The sequence below is a fragment of the Pseudomonas sp. DW-iso17 genome, from assembly GCF_058725345.1.
This window is the reverse complement of record NZ_JBZXEA010000047.1, coordinates 47,204-65,846: the sequence shown is the minus strand read 5'-3', so window position 1 is coordinate 65,846 and position 18,643 is coordinate 47,204. Positions and strand designations below refer to the sequence as shown.

The window sequence follows — 18,643 nt, the reverse complement described above, 5'->3', positions numbered from 1 at the left end:
GAACTCCTACAAGTAGACAATTTCGAGAGTGCCGGACCCATTGATGCGCACGACATCACGCAGATCCAGGCTTTGCATGGGCGCCAGATACGTCTTGATGCGCATCGTGCCGGTCAGTGTCTGCATGGACACCGGCCCGGTGGTGACACCTGTCTTGTCGGTAAAACCCAGCAGGCTGTTGGCCGCCATGGGGATCTGCCGGGCGGTGGAACTGCTCCACGCCACGCCATTGCTGGTGGAGTCGGTGCGGTACAAGGTGGGAAAGCTATCGGCGCTGAATTCCCCCGGGTCGATGGTCAAATAAAAACGCCCGATTTTGTTACGGCTGGCGTCCAAGTCCAGTCCATAGGCCGTTTCATCAGTGCCGCCGGTGGCCGAACCGTCGCGGTTGTCTTTCATGCGCAGGCCAAAGCGGATCGGCGCGTCGCAGCTCACGTTCAGGCGCAGCGTACGAGTGGGCAGGGGTGTTTCGTTGGTGGCGCTGAGGTCCTTGGCGTACAACGTGCCATAGTCGACCACGCCGTGGTCCGACAGTGTCGGCAGGCAAGCAACGGGCGCAAAGTGCGCGCGCAGCGTCAGTTCCCGGTAGCGGCCGTGGCTTGCGCCGTACAGCATTCCAGAGACTTCCCAGGTAGTTGCGTCTCTGGCTTGTATTGCCGCCACACCGGCCCAGGCGCGTAGCGTCAGTTGCAACGAAAGGGTTTTGCCCATGAGCACGGCACCTTGTTCAATCGGTGCGATGCCGTGCCCGGGGCGCCACTCCAGTACCGTTGCACTCATCACGGGGGGCTGGCCGGCAGCGGTCAGCAAGCCCAATTCAACGGCGCGACCGTCGAGCACGGCATTGCCGACCTCGATGGCATAGCTGCCGTGTTCGGTAAATTGCAGGCGCTGCGGGGTGGCAGCCAGCGCACGATAGAAGAGGCTGAGGTCTTCGGCCTGGGGGCAGTTGACGTTCACGCTCAGGCGGCGCTCACCGAGCAAGCGTTCCGGCGCGCCGTCGTGTTGCGCAATACGGTTCATCAGACCGAAATCAACCTGAGCTTCGCTGACGTTCAGTTGGCATTCTTCCAAGGCTTGGGCCGTGCCGGCGATGCCGAGCAGTAGCCACATACAGAGTGAGCGCATACAGGTTGAAAGGGGCATGACAGAAATCCTCAAGGTACGCGGCAACGTGCGGGAGCCGATTCGAAGTACACCGACGGGTCGGCTTTGGCTGCCAGTTGGTAGTGCAACTGGCAACGGCCTCCCTGGGGTGTGGTTATCCACAGCGTCGTTTGATCCAGTACGTTGGGCAGAAAGACCTGGCTGCCGTCCTGCACCAAGGTCACAAACTCACCACTGGCACTGCTGACGGAGGCGCCCGCAGGCAGCGGCGAGCCGTCGTCGTGACTGACGGTGAGCAACACACGGCGGGTCAAACCGACGCCGAACTCGACCCTGTCCACCGCGCCGCGTCCGGCCGAGATCATTGCCAGGCCGTTGTTGATATCGGCATTGCGCGGCAGCGAGCGGGTCTGGACTTCCACCGGGCTGCGCCCGTACGCGGCCACTTGCGGCACCACGGCCTGGCCTTGCCAATCGGTCCAGACCGGCCCGCTGGGGGTACTGAGCTTGATGCCGCTCATGTCGCCGACGGACACCAGGGCAAAGGTGTCGCGCACCGGGTAGGGGGAAAGGGTCACGCCGCCACCGTGCATCACCACTGCGCCGCGGGCCCCCCCTTGATAACTGGAGCGCTCGGCATCGGAGCGGCTGTAGCTGAAGTCGAGCTGGCTGTAGCGTGGCAACGCCGAGACGCCGACGGTGGTTTCCACCTGATGATCGCTGCTGTCATGTTCGGCGCTGACCCGGTAGCTGAGCTGGTCGTCGATCTGTTCGGTCACGCCCATGCCGGTGCGGTTTTCGCCGCCGGAGTTGCGTACCCAACTGCGCAGTCGGCGGCTCTCGCCCAGCGGCACACTGATGTTGAGGTAAACCGCGTTATCTTGTTGCTGGCTGCCGCCCATTTGCCATTCGGCGCTGGCTGACAAAGACACCGCGCCAATACTGGTGCCCCAGGATGCCAATGCGCGGCTGCTGCTGTCGCCGGCGAAGTTGGATGAGCGCGAAACCCCGGCGCTGAATGCACCCAGTATTGGGTGCGACCACCCCAGGTTGAGGCTTTGCTGGTCGCGGTAGCGTGAAGCGCGATTGCGGTCGTCGCGCTCGTAGGTGCTCTCTTCGAGTTCGCGGTAGCCGGGGCTGCGCCAGGAATTGGCGGCGCTGAATGACCACTGTTCGTTGAGGCGCTGGGACCAGGAAAGATCGGTTTGCACACCGGAGACTTTTTCACGCGCCTGGGTGTTGGACACTTGCGTGGACAGTTGGACCTGACTGTCCAGCCAGGGCATCCAGCCCAGGCTGGCGCCCACCGAGCGGTATTCGCTGGCCGCCAGCACGCCGCTGCCCAGGGTCACTTGAGGATGCAGGGCGCCTGTCCAGCCGGCACTGACCACCCATGGATCATCCCCTTTGGCGTCGCCGACATTACGTACCCGGCCCGCCGCCACGGAGTAACCCGGCGCTGGCAACCCGAGACCCAGCATGGCCGCCGGCACAGTGAAGCGTCGCTCACCGCCGACACTTTCCTTGACCGTGACCTCCACATCCGAGCGCGTGTTCAACCGGCGCACATCGGTCAGGGCAAAGGGGCCGGCAGGCACCACGGTGGAGTGAATCAACGCACCGTTCTGCCGCACTTCGACCTGTGCGGGACTGTTGGCGATACCTTGGATCAGCGCACCCTGGCCCTGCTCCTGAAGGGCGTGTTCGGTGAGCACTTGCACCCCGGTGATCTGTGCGCCGGACAGCACCGGGTTATACAGATTGATCTGCCCGGCCTGAAGCACTGCCTGATGGCTGGCGAAGGTGCGTTGAGCATAGGCTTCCAAGTGGGTGCTGCGTGACAGGCCATCCTGCCAGGTCTGCACCTGGCGACTGCGCACGATCCAGTCGCCGGCATTGAAACCCACCTCGGTATTGGCCGAGCCGAACCGGCTGGCGTCATCGCCGAAGCGGTTGTAGAAGCCGCTGAGGTCGTAATTGAGTAGCCCGGCAAATCCGCCGGTTTCGTAGCCGGAAATATCCTGCCGCACCGGGCGCAGCGCTTCGGTGGGCACCACCAGGGATACCGTCAGTGTCGCCGGATCCGGCTCCACCAGGCTTTGCGGATATTGCCCAAGGAAGTCCTGGCAACCTTCGGTTTCACTGGGCAACTGCAGGTTGGCGGCGTCCAGCAAGGCCCGGTCAAAGCACAGGTTGCCCTGCTGATCAAAACTGACATCATGCCGGCCGCGTCGCTCGCCGTTGACCCGCAGGTGGACGGTATGTCGCCCGGCGGCGAAGCGCGGTGCGGCCAGCAACAGGCTGGCCAGCTGTGGGTCAATGCCACGTTGATGCAAGGTCTGGGTGTCGAAGCCGGCCGGGCTCGAATCATCGGCCCAGGCCTTGGTCGACAGCACTGCGCACAGCAGCAGCGCCAACGGCAACGGCGGTCGGGCAAGGATGGCGGGCACGGCTTCGCCGTCACGGTAACTCAATACTGTTATCACGCAAGGTACTCTTGTAGTGAACACTCAGGCCGTGTGCGCCCGGCGTTCTGGTGACGGTCGATATGCCGTCACTTCGTTATCCAGGCGTCGGTCGATGGTGCGACGCCTGTGGTTTTCCGTCAGAGGGTGATCGGTGCGTCGTAGGCCTTGACCGCAAAGCCATACACCGTGGCCGGCTGCAGCCTGACTGTGCTGGCCTGACCACCGCTGGCCGGTACGCTGATGGCTTCGCCCGGCAGCACGTAGGTGCGCGGCAGCATGGCTTTGCCGTTACCTGGCAACAGCAGCAGCTCCTGCGCCAGGCGCACCACATAAGGCGTGTCATTGCGCACCTGCAACTGGCCGTCGCGCAGGGTCCAGGTCAGGTCGGTCCACGGTGTGCGGTTCGGCGCCAGGCCCTTGGGGTGCACGATTACCGGCAGGTTCTGGCGCACAGTCACGCCCACGCGGGCATGCCCGGCGGCAGTGGCGGCGCGACCTTGCGGCATGCCTTCGAACACGGCGCGTTTGAGTCGCTGAGTGAGCAGCGGCTGCTGGTTCTGCAGGATGAACCGCACCAGCTGGGATTTGGACGCCTCAACCCGTGACAACGGCGGTGTCACCACCAGCAGCGGCTCGGTGTCTTCTGGAATATCCAGCAAGGTCACATGCAGCAGCGCGAGCTGGCTGTCGGTGTTGGTCACCGACACGGCGGCTTCGCCCTCGGCTTCGTGCACGATCACCACGGAGGTGTCGGGTACCATGCCATCGGCTTTTACTGGATTACCCAGCACCAGTAGCAGGGCCAGGGCGCCGACGGCGGTGTTTGAGCGTGTCATGGTCATGACGGTTTTCCATTAGGCGATAGTTGGGTCAGAGGTAGCGCAAATCCAGGACGATGGAGCCGTCCAGAGGGACTTCCTGGTCCAGTGTCAGGTACTGCGAAAAGTTGATGGCCGTGTCCACCTGCAGCCTGACCAGCAACTGGCTGATGAACTCGGGCTGACGGTCACCGGGCGGCGCGAAGGCCATGTAGGAGCGTGGATAGGCATTGGGGTCTTGTGACCAGGTCTCGCCGCTGTTGATGGAGGCCAGTACCTGCAACGGCTGTGAGTCGCCCAGGGCGTCGCGATAGGACAACGCTACGGAACCGAGACGCTCCTCAGGGGCGTGTATGTTTCTTCCCAGCCCATAGAAGTAGTCGGGCGCCAGTGACGACTCGGCACGATTGTCGATGCCCACCAGTGCAAACAGCATGGGCCGGGCGCACAGCACGTGCAGATCAAGCATCTGGCTGGGCAGCACGGTGAACTCGTCGACGTTGAGGCTGTGGGACGGGATCTTGCCGTGATCGACAATGCCCTCGTCCGTCAGCTCGATATGACAGGCGTCCGGTGTGACCCGGCCGGTTACCGTGAGGTCGACGAACGAGCCCGCGTGTGCCTGGAACGCGATGAGCAGGCACAGTACGGCGGCACAGAGACGGGCGGGTGCAGCCAACACAGGCATCGGCAGGCGCAGCCCATGCCTGTCAATGTTCAAGGGATGGGCCGCCATGGGTTAAAGGTACTTCACTTCAAGGGTGGCGGAGCCGTCGATGGTGACCTCATTGCTCAGGTCCAGGCCATCGGCGCGATTAATGATGGTTTGCACTTCCAAGTCGAGGCTCAGGTCCTTGACCGCCAGTGGCTGGGTGTCGTCATCCATCGCGGCGACTGACATGTACAGGCCTGGGTCCCAGAACTTTTCCCTGTACCAGGTATTACCTTGGTCGCCCGACGCAATCGGCTGCACCACGACGCCACCTTCGGCAACCGGGTTGGCGAACGTCAGGATGTACCCGCCAAGCACCTGGGTCTCATTGATAAATCCAAGACCGTAACGTATCGAGCTGCCGGACGCTGCGCGGTTATCGATCGAGTGCAGAGCAAACTGGATCGGCGCGTCGCAATTGACCGCCATGCTCAGTGTGTTGTTGCCGATGACCGTATTTTTGTCCGGGTTCAGGTCCTTGGCGGAAATCTTGCCGTGGTCGATCACGCCACCACCGGACAGGCTCGGTGTACAGGCACTGGGCACGATCAGGCCTTTGACGGTCAGGTCAACGGTGGACGCGGCGAAGGTGGCGGCCGAGTTGAGCAGCAACAGGCTGGCGGCCAGGGTGGTCAAGCGGGTTTTCATGGTGCGGGCTCCTTAGAGGTAATTGACTTGCACAGTGGCGTGACCGTCGATGGGGACTTCGTCGGTAAGCGTCAGGTCGTTGGCGGGTGCAATGTGAGTAATCAGGCGTATCTCGGCGTCCAGTTCCTGGATCGCAATGGGGGTCACGTCGTCGCTGTTGGCGACCGCCGTCAGCAAGGTGTGACTGAGCATCACGGAGGGCATCCAGGTCGTGCCGCCATCCCTTGAAGTGATGGTGCGCACCGATACGTTGTCGGCCACCGGGTTATAGAGGCCAAGCCCGGCGTCGCCGACTTTTTCATCGTTGGCCGTGGTGCCCAGGCCGTGCCAGCTGAAGTGGCTGGCAGCCGTACCCGGGCGGTTATCGATGGTGTTGAGGGTAAAAAAAGTCGGCCCGTCGCAACGCACGCTCAAGAGCATGGTTTCCCTGGGCAAATCGGTATAGGTGTGGGTATTGAGGTCTTTGACCGACACCTTGCCGAAGTCGACAATGCCACCGCCGGAGACCACCGGGGCGCACGCGCTGGGGGTGATGACGCCTTGGACCAGCAACTCGGTGTTGCTGTTGGCGAATGCTGGCGGGCAGAGCAGCAACACGCCTGTCAGGCTGAACGTGAGTACCTTCATGGTCGAATGGATCTCCTGGGGGTGGTTTGAATCTTCTAGAGGGAGTTACAGATACAAGCGTTCTGCAGTGCCCGGGCCTGGACGCTTATCCACAGCGCTGGCGGCCAATAGGCGGGCGCTCGCCGCCAGCGACAGGACGCTGCCGAGTAGGGCTAGGCAGAGCTTCATCGAAGAAGCCCCCTTACAGATAGTTGACTTCGAAGGTCGCGGAACCGTCCATTGCCACCTCGCTGTCCAGTGTCAGGGTATTGGTAGGTGCAATGGCGCCACGTACGGAGATGTCCATGACCACGTCCTGAAGTGGTTGCGGGGCCCAACCGCTATCACTGCGACCGCCAAAACCTACCAATGTGTTGGGGGTGACCCCGTCATCCGGGTAAAGCACAGTCCATGTCGGGCTCCAGGGGTACTGGATCAATGCTGTGGAGGGCGTCTCAGAGGTATGACTGAGCAGCGACAGCTCAAACCCACCGAGCTTTTCGTTTTCGTCGGTCAAGCCCAGGCCAAAGGTGCCGATGGTTGACGAGCCGGCCCGATTGTCGACGGTGCGGATGGCGAACAGCGTCGCCGCATCGCAGTTGACGCTCAGTTTCAGTGTCCGATGCTCAAGCCAGGTATGGCTGTCGGGGCTCAGATCCTTCGCTGCGATTTTTCCGTAATCAATGTCGCCTGGCAGGTTGGGGGTGCAGGCGCTGGGGGTGATCACCCCTTTGACGGTCAGGTCCACGCTGCTGGCAGCGAACGCAGACGAAGTCATTGCCAGCAGCAGGGCGCTGCTCAGCAGAGATATACGGATCTTCATTTCAATTTTTTCCATTGCAGGCTGGCAGATGGAGGCGCGTGCAGGGCAGCGTCCGACCCGACATGGACGGGCGGTTTGCCGAGTGGCGCTCTCGATTTTTTCGCGGCTGCCGAGTGGCAAACCGTCCCTCTTTTGGGGTGGGCCCAATTTAGCCAGGGGGTGGCACGTTGGAAATACAACTAATACGACATTGGCCTGATGCGCGGCGGCCATGAGCCAGTGGATTTTTTCGTAGTTGTTGTATCGGCTTTTAATTGCTCAAAAGGTTATTTGTTTCAGGTCGATAACATTCAAATGGATGTGGCGATCGTTGCTGCCGAATAGGCCTTTTTGGCTATTGCACCAGTGCGGCGGATTGCCGCCGGATCAATAGTCACGAAGAGGTACTGATGGGTTCGCTTTCAGGTTCAACCGCAGGAGCGAGCCAGACACTCAAGCCGCCTGTTGCCGTACCGCGTCATTGGCAACAGTTGAATATCCTGGTCGTAGAGGATCACTCCGCCTACCGCCTGTTGTTGGGATGGCTGTTACAGAAGCTGGGGCTGGGGCACGAGCTGGTCGCCGACGGGTTCATGGGCCTGGTCGCGTTCACCAGCCGGCCCTTTGACTTGGTGATCAGCGATTGCCAGATGCCGTTCATGGATGGCTACAGTATGGTCCGTGCCATTCGCCAGCATGAGCGCGACCACGGTTTGAAACGGGTACCGATCATTGCCTTGACCGCCAACCTGCAGAACGACAGCCCTCAGCGATGTCTTGACGCCGGAATGGATGCCTGGCTGCTCAAACCGCTGACCCTGGAACAACTGCAAGCCCTGTTGGTGCGCTGGTTGCCAGGCGGTGATGCTGGCCAACCCGACCGGCAGGACACATTGCCGTGCGCCGTTTGGCCAACACGTGCCACGCTGGTTGCGACGTTTGGCAGCGACCTGATTGTTGACTCGCTGCTCGAAAGCCTGTTGATCGAAGCATGGGAGGACCACCGTGTCTTGCGTCATGCCTGTGCGACACTGAATGCGTCACTGGCTGCGGAGCGCCTCCATCGCTTGGTTGGCAGCCTGGTGTTTTTGGGGAGTTGCGACCTTGAAATCACCGCTACACAGTTGATCAAGCAAGTGCAGACCGATGGAGTTGCAGCACACAGCAGGGATTTGGACGTGTTCCAGACACGCTTGTGTGTCTGTCTTGAGTACCTGTCCAGCATTTGAGGCAAGAACCCGCCGGGGTTGTAAGTGCTGCTGACTGCCTAGTTTTGGTTGTAGGTACTTTCCTATTGTGTTGTAGTCCAAAAAATACCCACTACTGAATATTGGGCGCGGCTGCAAGCAGCTCTTTGTTAGCAGTTGTTGATGGGCGCTGGCGGAGGTATTTTGCGCGGGTCCAAGTTGCCATCATGCGTGGGTATCTATGCTTCGAGTAATTATTGCTGACGATCATCCTATTGTCCGAGTCGGGCAGAAAGTCGTGATTGAGGCGAATGGCAAGTGCAAAGTGGTGGGTGAGGCCGACGGTCCTGATCAGTTGCTTGGGGTATTGAGCACCACCCCGTGCGATGTGCTCGTCACGGACTTCGCCATGCCGGGCGGCCAGCACGCTGACGGTTATGGTTTGTTGGGGCTGCTGCATCGCCAGTATCCGAAGTTGCCGGTGATTCTGGTGACCATGTTCGCCAACGTCGCCACCTTGCGCGCGTCTTTCGCTCATGGTGCCAAGGCGGTTGTCGCCAAAAGCGCTTCGGCCAGGGAGTTGCCCCTGGCCATAAAGGCGGTGTGCGCCGGGCAGACCTTTGCCAGCGAATGCCTGCGAGTGCAACTGGTTGAGGCGGGAACGGGCGATCAATCCCAAGAGCCGCAGTTGTCGGGCAAGGAACGCGAGGTGGTGCGGATGCTGGCCAGCGGCATGACCGTCAGCCAGATCGCAGCACAGGTCAATCGCAGTATTTCAACTATCAGCAAGCAGAAAAGCACCGCCATGCAACGGTTGAGTATTTCTACCGACGTTGACTTGTTTGCTTACGCCCGAGATGCGGGAATGGTGCCTTAGAAAGTTACAGTTTTATGACGAGGCTGAAACTAACCGGTGTTTTTTTCAATTCGTATTAGTTGTATGGGGTTTGAAAGAGGCGGTCTTTAAAGTAGCCACGGTGCCTTTGCAATATGTGCGATGGCCGTCCCCAAATCCCTAGTCTATTAGATGAGTCGAACATGCAGGTTGATGGCGCACGTGCAGGTGCCTTTTGTCCTGTGTAGTTGAACGACCGCAAGTGAGCGCTTATATGCATCCCTCTCGTGTACTTATTACCGCCGCGTTTGTGCTGGCCGGTGTTTCCAATGCAATGGCCGCCTCCAGTGTGGACCTCAGTGTCGTCGGTGTGATCACGCCCTCCGCCTGTACACCCACATTGTCCGGTGATGGGGTAGTGGACCATGGCAAAATCTCGATTCAGGACTTCCCGGAGTTTGGCTATAAAGTACTTCCAAAGGCCACGCTGCAGCTCGAGGTGGCCTGTGATGCGCCGGTGCTGATGGCCGTCAAGAGCACGGATAATCGCCCGGGCACTGCAATTCCCACGTATCCAACTCAGCCGCAAGACCTTTCACGTTTTGGTCTGGGCCTGACCAGCGCCGGGAAGAAAATCGGTTGGTACGAACTGTCAACGTCTAACGCTACCGCCGACGATAACCCTGTTGGTTTAATCGAGTCCCCGACTGGTAATACCTGGGTGAATGCACCCGACCGTTCGACGTGGCAGCCAGGCTGGATGCGTACCGCCCACGACAGCAGTAGTGCGCCTTTTCCAATGACCAGATTCAGTGCGCAAGTGGGCGTTGCCACGACCCTGACGGGCAAGAGGGATTTGCCGATTGCCGAGGAAGTTTACATAGACGGTAGCGCTACGCTCGACGTCGTCTACCTTTAACGCTGTGGGGCATCACGCATTCCTTACGGGTAAAGCCATAGCTTTCTGCTGTAACGCGGACTATTGTTCAGCCCCCTGTTCATTGTGCGGAACCTGCCCATGAGTGATGCCCACAACGCCCTGATCACCCAGTTCTATAGCGCTTTCCAGCGGCTGGATGCCGAAGCCATGGCGGCCTGCTACACCGACGATGTGCTGTTCAGCGACCCGGCATTTGGCGAATTGCGCGGTCGGGATGCCGGCGACATGTGGCGCATGCTCACCACGCGAGCCAAGGACTTTTCCCTGGTGTTCGATCAAGTGCGCAGCGATGACACGGGTGGCAGTGCCCACTGGGTGGCGACGTATCTGTTCAGTGCGACGGGCAATACGGTGGTCAACGATATCCAGGCGCGGTTCGTGTTTCGCGACGGCAAGATCTGCGAGCATCACGACCATTTTGACCTGTGGCGTTGGTCGCGCCAGGCCTTGGGTGCCAAGGGCCTGTTGCTGGGGTGGACGCCGCTGGTGAAAAACGCCGTGCGCGCGCAGGCCAATAAAGGCCTGAAGGTATTTCAGAGCGGGCGTTGATAGACTGGGCGCTCCCTTGCGTTAACCGAATCAACTTGTGAATACTCCTGAACCAAAACCCTGGTTTGTCTATCTGGTGCGCGCCGCCAATGGTTCGTTGTATTGCGGCATCAGCAACGACCCTTTGCGCCGGTTTGCCAAGCACCAGAGCGGTAAGGGGGCGCGTTTTTTCCTCTCCAGCCCTGCGGTGGCGCTGGTGTACACCGAGCAATGCGCGAGCAAAGGCGAAGCGTTGCGTCAGGAACGCTTGATCAAGAAGTTGAAAAAGAGCGCCAAGGAGTGCCTGGCGGCAAGTGGCTCCCCCACCAACGCCTCCTGAGTACGCGAGGGCGGCTAAAAAAAGTTATTTGCATAAAAAAGGTGAGGTAAACCCTCGGCCCATCCGTGTAATGCTTGAAACTGCGATCAATTCGCATTAACAGCGTTTTTTACACGGGTTCTCACAGCATGAAGTCGACGGCGGGCGGTTGGATCAAACAGTGGCTGGGAGCCTCGGCATTAGCGGTATCGGGGCTGGCGTTGTTGCCGCTTGGCATTGCCCAGGCGCAGGAGCAGCAAAGCACTCAATTCAAGTTTGCCCTGGCGGCCAAGCCATTGCCTCAGGCGCTGAGCGAGTTCAGCCGGATCACCGGTATCAGCGTGATCTACACCGATGAAGCGCCCTACGGCCTCAATGCCCCGGCGGTCAGCGGGCCGATGACTGCAAGCCAGGCGCTGCAACGTCTGTTGAGCCAGTCCGGCTTCACCTTCCGCCAGATCGACGCCCGAACCCTGGCGCTGGAGCCGGTGCCTACCGATGGCGCGGTCAACCTCGGCGCTACTACCATCAGCGGCACCAACCTCGCTCAGGACAGCACCAGCTACCAACCGCCGCCGACCAGTTCGGTGATGCGCTCCCAGGGGTTGCTGCTGGAAGCCCCGCAGACCGTCAACGTAGTCCCGGCTCAAGTGCTGCGCGACCAACAACCGCGCAACCTGGATGATGCGCTGGGCAATATCAGTGGCATCACTCAGTCCAATACCCTGGGCAGCACCCAGGATGCGGTGATGTTGCGCGGCTTCGGCGACAACCGTAATGGCTCGATCATGAAGGACGGTATGCCAGTGGTGCAGGGCCGGGCGTTGAACGCTACCGCCGAGCGTGTCGAAGTGCTCAAGGGCCCGTCATCGCTGTTGTATGGCATCCAGGACCCGGGCGGTGTGGTCAATATCGTCAGCAAAAAGCCTGAACGGGTGCAGTCCACCTCCCTGACAGCGCGCGGCTCTACCTTCGGCAGCGGCAAGAATGGCAGCGGCGGCAACCTCGATACCACCGGCCCCCTCGGTGACAGTGGCTTGGCCTATCGCCTGATCGTCGACCATGAAGACGAAGACTACTGGCGCAACTACGGCACCCACCGCGAGACTCTGGTGGCGCCGTCCCTGGCCTGGTACGGCGACACCACCCAAGTGGTGCTAGCCTATGAACATCGCGAATTTCTCGCGCCGTTCGACCGGGGCACCGCCATCGATCCCAAGACCAACCATCCGTTGAACATCCCCGCCACCCGCCGTCTGGATGAGCCTTTCAACAACATGGAAGGCCGCTCCGATCTGTACCGCTTGACTGTCGATCATGATCTCAACGACGACTGGAAAGCCCACTTCGGCTACAGCTGGAACCGCGAAACCTACGACGCCAGCCAGGTGCGCGTGGTCAAGGTCAACCCCAACGGCACCCTGACCCGCAGCATGGACGGCACTCAGGGCGCGCTGACCACCGACCGCTTCGCCACCGCCAGCCTCGAAGGCAAGGTCGATGTTGCGGGTATGCAGCACGATCTGGTATTTGGCCTGGACGATGAATACCGCAAGATCTACCGCGCCGACCTGATCCGCCAGGCACCGCGAGGCAGCTTCGATTACAACAACCCGGTGTACGGCAACGAAGTCGCCGGTTCCAAAGTCAGCGCGCCGGACAGCAACCAGACCGATCTGCTGCGCAGCGATTCGTTGTTCTTCCAGGATGCCATCCACCTCAACGAGCAATGGATTCTGGTCGGCGGTGCGCGTTACCAGATGTACGACCAATACGCCGGCAAAGGCGTGCCGTTCACCGCCAACACCGACGGCAATGGCCAGAAGTGGGTGCCGCGGGCTGGGCTGGTGTATCGCTATAGCGATGAACTGTCGTTTTATGGCAGCTATACCGAGTCGTTCAAGCCCAACTCCACCATCGCGCCACTGGCCAATAAAACCGTGTTGAACGGCAGTTTGCAGCCGGAAGAATCCAAGGCCTGGGAGTTGGGTATCAAGTTCGACCTGCCGGGGCGCATCACTGCCAGTGCGGCGCTGTTCACCATCGATAAACGCAACGTGTTGGTGCAGGTGGGCGAGGGCCTGACCTCGGAGTACAGCGTGGCCGGCAAGGTGCGCTCTCGCGGCCTGGAGCTGGATGCCAGCGGCCAGCTGACGGATAAGTGGAGCCTGATCGGCAGCTATGCCTACACCGATGCCGAGGTCACCGAAGACCCCAAGCTCAAAGGCAATCGCCTGCAGAATGTGGCAAAAAGCACCGGCTCGTTGTCGGCGGTGTATGACTTCGGCAGCATCCTGGGCGGTGATCAACTGCGCGTCGGCGCCGGGGCGCGTTATGTCGGCGAGCGGGCAGGGGACGCGGCCAACAGTTTCGAACTGCCCAGCTACACCGTGGCCGATGTGTTCGCCAGCTATGACACCAGGCTTGAGGGGCAGAAGGTCAAGTTCCAGCTCAATGTGAAGAACCTGTTCGACCGTACCTACTACACGTCCTCGGTGAATACGCAGTTTGTGTCCATGGGCGATGCGCGGCAGGTGTCGGTGTCCAGCACCTTGACCTTCTGATTCATTTATCTGTGGGAGCTGGCTTGCCTGCGATGGCATCGACCGGGTTTGCCTGATACACCGAGTTGTCTGCATCGCAGGCAAGCCAGCTCCCACAGGAAAGCGGTCGCCACATTGATAGCGAGCTGTTAGCGTTGCCGCCATTGCATGCTTATGGAAAACGCGACTGATGTACTTTGGAAAATGGTTACGCACCGGCACCCTGCTGGTCGGTTTGAGTTTTTTACTGGGCGGCTGCGCCAGCGTCTCCCAAACTTCCACGCCGGCAACCCTGGATAAACTGCTGAGCGATCCGGCGCTGCAAGGTGCTACGGTCTCGCTGATGGTACGTGACGCCCGCACGGGCTCCACGCTGTATCAGCACAACCCACGCACCCGGTTGGTGCCCGCGTCCAACCTCAAGTTGTTGACCACGGCGGCGGCCATGGATGTGCTGGGGCCGCAATACCGCTTCGCCACCCAACTGCTGAGCAACGGCATACGCCAGGGCGACCGCCTGGCCGGCAACCTGTACCTGCGTGGCCTGGGCGACCCGAGCATTCAGTTTGCCGACTACCAGGCGCTGGCCGCGCAGTTGGCCAGCCAAGGCGTACGCCAGGTACAGGGCGATCTGGTGTTCGACGACACCTGGTTCGATGCTGAGCGATTGGGGGTGGATTGGTCCCATGACGATGAAACCACCTACTACGGCGCGCAGATTTCGGCGCTGACTGTGGCACCCAATGCGGACTTTGATGCAGGCAGTGTGCTGGTCACGGCCAAGGCGCCGTTACGGGCCGGCACCCCGGTGAGTGTCGATATTTTCCCGCCTACTGATTACCTGCAACTGAGCAACCGTGCCATGAGCGGTCCGGGCAACAGTTATGGGATCAACCGTCGCCATGGCACCAACCTGTTGCAACTCAGTGGCGCAGTGGCGCCGGGAAAGCAGAGCCAGCAATTGGTCAGCGTCTGGGAGCCAACGCAACTGGTCGCGAATCTGTTTGAACAAGCCTTGGCGCAACAGGGCATCACCGTACTGGGGCGTCGGGTGATGGGCGGGGCAAGCCCGACGGCGGTAACGGTGCTGGCCGAGCACCAATCGGCGCCGTTACAGGATTTGATCACGCCGTTGCTCAAGCTTTCGAACAACAACATGTCCGAAGCCTTGCTCAAGGCCATGGGGCGCCAGACCGCCAATAGCGGCACGGCAGCGGCGGGCGCTGTGGCGGTGGCCGGGTTCCTTAAGCGTCAGGGGCTGGACACCGCCACGTTCAACCAGGTCGACGGCTCCGGCCTGTCACGGCGCAACCTGGTGTCGTCGCAAACCCTCACCGACCTGTTGCTGGCCGCCAGCAAACAGCCGTGGTTCGACGCCTGGTACAACGCGCTGCCGATTGCCGGCAACACCGACCGCATGACCGGCGGCAGCCTGCGCTATCGTCTGCGCGACACGCAGGCGCAAAACAACCTGCACGCCAAGACCGGCTCCATGGGCGGCGTGTCGTCATTGAGTGGTTACATCACCGACGCCGGCGGGCGCAAGCTGGTGTTTTCGATGCTGACCAACAACTACGTGGTGGCCGGCGCCCAGGTCAAGGCGCTCGAGGATCACGTGGCAGTGGCGCTGGCGCGCAGCGACGAGTGATTCAGGGCTGATAGCCCATGCGCCAACTCACGGCCCGGGTCGCCGCCAGTAAGTGCTGCGCCGCCGGGCCATCTTCATCGGCATGGAACAGCGAGGTTGGGCCGACCACGGTCATCACCGCCGCCACGTGCCCGACCGCATTGAACACCGGCGCCGACAATGCATCCACGCCGGGCATCAGCAAGCCATGCACAAAGTGCAGGCCACGGCGGCGGATTTGCTCGCACACGCTGGCATAGGCCTGATCGTCCGCCAAGCTGTGGGCGGTGCCGGCCTGAACCTCGCGTTCGCGCAGTTCTACAGTTTCCCGTGACGGCAGATAAGCGCTGAACACCAGCCCGGTGGAAGAGCTGAGCAGCGGCAACACTGAGCCCAGTTGCGTCACCACGGTAACGGCGCGCACTGCCGGCTCGATCTGCACCACGGTCGCGCCCTGGTTGCCCCACACCGCCAGAAAGCAGGTTTCGTTCAATTCATCGCGCAGTTCGGCCAGGGGCATGGCGCCGACTTTCAACACATCCATGCTGCCCAGCGCCGCCAGCCCCACTCGCAATGCCTCCCGGCCCAGGCCGTAATGGTTGGTGGCTGCGTTCTGTTCGGCAAAACCCGACGCGATCAGGGCCTGCAAATAGCGGTGCACCTTGCTCGCCGGCATCTGCACATGTTCGGCCAGGCGTGACAACGAGGTGGCCGGGGACAGTTCGGCCAGGGCCTTGAGGATATCGGTGCCGACTTCCGCCGAGCGGACTTTCTGTTTACCGGTGTCGCGAGGCTTTTCCATGGAAGGGCGAGAATCCGAGAGATGAATGGGCGTCTTTATAGCTTGACGGTCGATAGTGATCAAATTACGTTATGCGTAACTGGATTACGATAAATACAACTGACCCTCAGAGGACGATCCATGAACCTCGAATACCTGTCGGGCTTCGGCAATGAATTCGCCAGCGAAGCCTTGCCCGGCGCGCTGCCGGTTGGCCAGAACTCGCCGCAGAAAGCCCCTTACGGCCTCTACACCGAACTGTTTTCCGGCACCGCCTTCACCATGGCCCGCAGCGAAGCCCGTCGCACCTGGCTTTACCGCATCCAGCCGTCGGCCAACCACCCGGCATTCGTCAAGCTTGCGCGGCAATTGGCCGGTGGCCCGTTGGGCGCGGTCACGCCGAATCGCTTGCGTTGGAACCCGTTGGATATCCCGAGTGAGCCGACGGACTTTATCGACGGCCTGGTGGGCATGGTCGCCAATTCGGGGGCGGAAAAACCAGCGGGCATCAGCATCTATAATTACCGCGCCAACCGCTCCATGGAGCGCGTGTTCTTCAATGCCGACGGCGAACTGCTGATCGTCCCCGAGCAGGGCCGCCTGCGCATCGCCACCGAACTGGGCGTGCTGGATGTCGAGCCGCTGGAAATTGTCGTGCTGCCCCGTGGTCTCAAGTTCCGTATCGAGCTGCTGGATGCGCAAGCACGCGGTTACGTCGCCGAGAACCACGGCGCCCCGCTGCGTCTGCCTGACCTGGGGCCGATTGGCAGCAACGGCCTGGCCAACCCCCGCGACTTTCTTACGCCGGTGGCCCGCTACGAAGACCTCAAGCAACCGACTACGCTGGTACAGAAGTTCCTCGGCGAACTGTGGGCCTGCGAGCTGGACCATTCACCGCTCAACGTGGTCGCCTGGCACGGCAACAATGTGCCGTACAAATACGACCTGCGTCGCTTCAACACCATTGGCACGGTGAGTTTCGATCATCCGGACCCGTCGATCTTCACCGTGCTGACCTCGCCCACCAGCGTGCATGGCCTGGCCAACCTCGACTTCGTGATCTTCCCGCCGCGCTGGATGGTGGCCGAGAACACCTTCCGGCCGCCGTGGTTCCATCGCAACCTGATGAACGAATACATGGGCCTGATCCAGGGCGCCTACGACGCCAAGGCCGAAGGCTTCCTGCCGGGCGGCGCATCGCTGCACAGTTGCATGAGCGCCCACGGCCCGGATGGCGAGACCTGCACCAAGGCCATCAACGCGGACCTTGCGCCGCACAAGATCGATAACACCATGGCGTTCATGTTCGAGACCAGCCAAGTGCTGCGCCCGACCCAGTTCGCCCTGGAGTGCCCACAACTGCAACCTGCTTACGACGCGTGCTGGGCCGCGCTGCCCGCCACCTTCAACCCGAACCGGAGATAACCCATGACGCAACCAACGCAGACTCGCAGCTGGGTGGCCTCGGCCAACGGTCACGCGGATTTCCCCCTGCAAAACCTGCCCCTGGGCGTGTTCAGTATCAACGGCTCGGCACCGCGCAGTGGCGTGGCGATTGGCGATGCGATTCTCGACCTGCATGCCGCACTGGACGCGTTTGAGGGCGAAGCCCGACGCGCCGTCGAAGCCACTGCGGGCGGGCAGTTGAACGCGTTTTTCGAACTGGGCCGTGGCCCTCGCGTTGCCCTGCGCGAGCGCCTGCTGGAACTACTGGCCGAAGGCAGCGAGCTGCAAAACCGCGAAGCGCACGTGCTGCACCGTGCCGCCGATTGCCAGATGCACCTGCCGGCCAAGATCAATGACTACACCGACTTCTACGTCGGCATCGAGCACGCGCAAAACGTCGGCAAGTTGTTCCGCCCCGATAACCCGCTGTTGCCGAACTACAAATACGTGCCGATTGGTTACCATGGCCGTGCCTCGACCATTCGTCCCTCGGGTACAGAGGTGCGACGCCCTAAAGGCCAGACCCTGCCGGCCGGCCAGTCCGAACCGACCTTTGGCCCCTGCGCGCGCCTGGACTATGAGTTGGAGCTGGGCATCTGGATCGGCCAGGGCAATGCCATGGGCGATGCGATTGCCATTGGCGATGCCGCCGAGCATATCGCCGGTTTCTGCCTGCTCAACGACTGGTCGGCGCGGGATATCCAGGCCTGGGAGTACCAGCCGCTGGGGCCGTTCTTGTCGAAAAGCTTTATCACCAGCATCTCGCCGTGGGTGGTGACTGCCGAAGCCCTGGAGCCCTTCCGCAAAGCCCAGCCGCCGCGCCCTGAAGGTGATCCGCAACCGCTGCCTTACCTGTTGGATAAGCGTGATCAGAACGCGGGCGCCTTTGATATCGAACTGGAAGTGCTGCTCACCACGGCCTCGATGCGTGAGCAAAACCTGCCCGCCCATCGCTTGACCCTGAGCAACACCGAGCATATGTACTGGACCGTGGCGCAAATGGTGGCGCACCACAGCGTCAATGGCTGCCAGTTGCAGGCCGGCGACCTGTTTGGTTCGGGCACGTTGTCTGGCCCGCAGCCGGGGCAGTTTGGCAGCCTGTTGGAGATTACCGAAGGCGGTAAAAAGCCGATTGAACTGGCTTCGGGCGAGGTGCGTAAATTCCTCGAGGATGGCGACGAAATCATTCTGCGTGCCCGTTGCAGCCGCGAGGGCTTTGCCTCCATCGGCTTCGGCGAATGCCGCGGTACCGTGGTCGCGGCGCGCTGAGAGGGCA

The 18,643-nt window shown here is 61.2% G+C and carries 18 protein-coding genes; 9 read left to right on the top strand and 9 right to left on the bottom strand.

From position 1 onward, the window contains the following. Positions 1–6: 6 nt before the first annotated feature. The 8 genes from AC4PS6_RS26665 to AC4PS6_RS26630 all read right to left on the bottom strand — a co-directional run bounded on the left by AC4PS6_RS26665 (position 7) and on the right by AC4PS6_RS26630 (position 7,182). On the bottom strand, positions 7–1,146 hold the full coding sequence (locus AC4PS6_RS26665) for a DUF1120 domain-containing protein (protein WP_492181063.1): 1,140 nt from the start codon (positions 1,144–1,146) through the stop codon (positions 7–9). A gap of 11 nt (positions 1,147–1,157) precedes the next feature. Continuing rightward, positions 1,158–3,593, bottom strand: a complete 2,436-nt coding sequence (locus AC4PS6_RS26660) for a fimbria/pilus outer membrane usher protein (RefSeq protein ID WP_236466067.1) — start codon at positions 3,591–3,593, stop codon at positions 1,158–1,160. 119 nt (positions 3,594–3,712) lie between these two features. Next, positions 3,713–4,417, bottom strand: a complete 705-nt coding sequence (locus AC4PS6_RS26655) for a fimbria/pilus chaperone family protein (RefSeq protein WP_014717030.1) — start codon at positions 4,415–4,417, stop codon at positions 3,713–3,715. 28 nt (positions 4,418–4,445) lie between these two features. Next, positions 4,446–5,129 (bottom strand): DUF1120 domain-containing protein, encoded by a 684-nt coding sequence (locus AC4PS6_RS26650; protein WP_032903334.1) that lies wholly within the window; start codon positions 5,127–5,129, stop codon positions 4,446–4,448. Between the two features lie 3 nt (positions 5,130–5,132). Beyond that, positions 5,133–5,753, bottom strand: coding sequence for a DUF1120 domain-containing protein (locus AC4PS6_RS26645; protein WP_019817636.1), 621 nt, complete (start codon positions 5,751–5,753; stop codon positions 5,133–5,135). 12 nt (positions 5,754–5,765) lie between these two features. Next, positions 5,766–6,380: a DUF1120 domain-containing protein gene (locus AC4PS6_RS26640; protein ID WP_014717033.1), complete on the bottom strand. Its 615-nt coding sequence runs from the start codon at positions 6,378–6,380 to the stop codon at positions 5,766–5,768. Between the two features lie 45 nt (positions 6,381–6,425). After that, entirely contained in the window at positions 6,426–6,548 is a 123-nt protein-coding gene (locus tag AC4PS6_RS26635) for a hypothetical protein (protein ID WP_256203223.1), read from the bottom strand. 13 nt (positions 6,549–6,561) lie between these two features. After that, the gene (locus tag AC4PS6_RS26630; RefSeq protein ID WP_019817638.1) at positions 6,562–7,182 is read right to left on the bottom strand and encodes a DUF1120 domain-containing protein; all 621 of its coding nucleotides are present in this window, start codon (positions 7,180–7,182) and stop codon (positions 6,562–6,564) included. Positions 7,183–7,571: 389 nt separating this feature from the next. Between AC4PS6_RS26630 and AC4PS6_RS26625 the strand changes: the two genes are divergently transcribed. The 7 genes from AC4PS6_RS26625 to dacB all read left to right on the top strand — a co-directional run bounded on the left by AC4PS6_RS26625 (position 7,572) and on the right by dacB (position 15,161). Beyond that, entirely contained in the window at positions 7,572–8,390 is an 819-nt protein-coding gene (locus AC4PS6_RS26625) for a response regulator (protein WP_336826994.1), read from the top strand. Positions 8,391–8,589: 199 nt separating this feature from the next. Beyond that, a complete protein-coding gene (locus AC4PS6_RS26620) occupies positions 8,590–9,225 on the top strand; it encodes a response regulator (protein WP_014717036.1) in 636 nt (211 codons plus the stop codon). 232 nt (positions 9,226–9,457) lie between these two features. Continuing rightward, a complete protein-coding gene (locus tag AC4PS6_RS26615) occupies positions 9,458–10,102 on the top strand; it encodes a DUF1120 domain-containing protein (protein WP_014717037.1) in 645 nt (214 codons plus the stop codon). Between the two features lie 99 nt (positions 10,103–10,201). Further along, entirely contained in the window at positions 10,202–10,672 is a 471-nt protein-coding gene (locus AC4PS6_RS26610) for a nuclear transport factor 2 family protein (protein ID WP_020301224.1), read from the top strand. Between the two features lie 37 nt (positions 10,673–10,709). After that, positions 10,710–10,991, top strand: a complete 282-nt coding sequence (locus tag AC4PS6_RS26605) for a GIY-YIG nuclease family protein (protein WP_014717039.1) — start codon at positions 10,710–10,712, stop codon at positions 10,989–10,991. Between the two features lie 128 nt (positions 10,992–11,119). Continuing rightward, on the top strand, positions 11,120–13,534 hold the full coding sequence (locus tag AC4PS6_RS26600; RefSeq protein WP_336826993.1) for a TonB-dependent siderophore receptor: 2,415 nt from the start codon (positions 11,120–11,122) through the stop codon (positions 13,532–13,534). 169 nt (positions 13,535–13,703) lie between these two features. Next, complete coding sequence (dacB, locus tag AC4PS6_RS26595; protein WP_014717041.1) at positions 13,704–15,161, top strand: D-alanyl-D-alanine carboxypeptidase/D-alanyl-D-alanine endopeptidase; 1,458 nt, start codon at positions 13,704–13,706, stop codon at positions 15,159–15,161. A 1-nt stretch (position 15,162) separates the two neighbouring features. Here the strand turns inward: dacB and AC4PS6_RS26590 are convergent, their stop codons facing one another. Beyond that, on the bottom strand, positions 15,163–15,942 hold the full coding sequence (locus AC4PS6_RS26590; protein ID WP_014717042.1) for an IclR family transcriptional regulator: 780 nt from the start codon (positions 15,940–15,942) through the stop codon (positions 15,163–15,165). A 120-nt stretch (positions 15,943–16,062) separates the two neighbouring features. Between AC4PS6_RS26590 and hmgA the strand changes: the two genes are divergently transcribed. Next, positions 16,063–17,346, top strand: coding sequence for a homogentisate 1,2-dioxygenase (hmgA, locus tag AC4PS6_RS26585; RefSeq protein WP_020301221.1), 1,284 nt, complete (start codon positions 16,063–16,065; stop codon positions 17,344–17,346). Between the two features lie 3 nt (positions 17,347–17,349). Continuing rightward, the gene (gene fahA / locus AC4PS6_RS26580; protein WP_102666716.1) at positions 17,350–18,636 is read left to right on the top strand and encodes a fumarylacetoacetase; all 1,287 of its coding nucleotides are present in this window, start codon (positions 17,350–17,352) and stop codon (positions 18,634–18,636) included. Positions 18,637–18,643 lie beyond the last annotated feature (7 nt).

Coding starts and splice junctions, on each gene's coding strand:
- AC4PS6_RS26630 (WP_019817638.1), bottom strand. CDS start 7,182: ATGAAGATCCGTATATCTCTGCTGAGCAGCGCCCTGCTGCTGGCAATG.
- AC4PS6_RS26655 (WP_014717030.1), bottom strand. CDS start 4,417: ATGACCATGACACGCTCAAACACCGCCGTCGGCGCCCTGGCCCTGCTA.
- AC4PS6_RS26650 (WP_032903334.1), bottom strand. CDS start 5,129: ATGGCGGCCCATCCCTTGAACATTGACAGGCATGGGCTGCGCCTGCCG.
- dacB (WP_014717041.1), top strand. CDS start 13,704: ATGTACTTTGGAAAATGGTTACGCACCGGCACCCTGCTGGTCGGTTTG.
- hmgA (WP_020301221.1), top strand. CDS start 16,063: ATGAACCTCGAATACCTGTCGGGCTTCGGCAATGAATTCGCCAGCGAA.
- AC4PS6_RS26590 (WP_014717042.1), bottom strand. CDS start 15,942: ATGGAAAAGCCTCGCGACACCGGTAAACAGAAAGTCCGCTCGGCGGAA.
- AC4PS6_RS26620 (WP_014717036.1), top strand. CDS start 8,590: ATGCTTCGAGTAATTATTGCTGACGATCATCCTATTGTCCGAGTCGGG.
- AC4PS6_RS26615 (WP_014717037.1), top strand. CDS start 9,458: ATGCATCCCTCTCGTGTACTTATTACCGCCGCGTTTGTGCTGGCCGGT.
- AC4PS6_RS26600 (WP_336826993.1), top strand. CDS start 11,120: ATGAAGTCGACGGCGGGCGGTTGGATCAAACAGTGGCTGGGAGCCTCG.
- AC4PS6_RS26625 (WP_336826994.1), top strand. CDS start 7,572: ATGGGTTCGCTTTCAGGTTCAACCGCAGGAGCGAGCCAGACACTCAAG.
- AC4PS6_RS26645 (WP_019817636.1), bottom strand. CDS start 5,753: ATGAAAACCCGCTTGACCACCCTGGCCGCCAGCCTGTTGCTGCTCAAC.
- fahA (WP_102666716.1), top strand. CDS start 17,350: ATGACGCAACCAACGCAGACTCGCAGCTGGGTGGCCTCGGCCAACGGT.
- AC4PS6_RS26610 (WP_020301224.1), top strand. CDS start 10,202: ATGAGTGATGCCCACAACGCCCTGATCACCCAGTTCTATAGCGCTTTC.
- AC4PS6_RS26635 (WP_256203223.1), bottom strand. CDS start 6,548: ATGAAGCTCTGCCTAGCCCTACTCGGCAGCGTCCTGTCGCTGGCGGCG.
- AC4PS6_RS26640 (WP_014717033.1), bottom strand. CDS start 6,380: ATGAAGGTACTCACGTTCAGCCTGACAGGCGTGTTGCTGCTCTGCCCG.
- AC4PS6_RS26665 (WP_492181063.1), bottom strand. CDS start 1,146: ATGCCCCTTTCAACCTGTATGCGCTCACTCTGTATGTGGCTACTGCTC.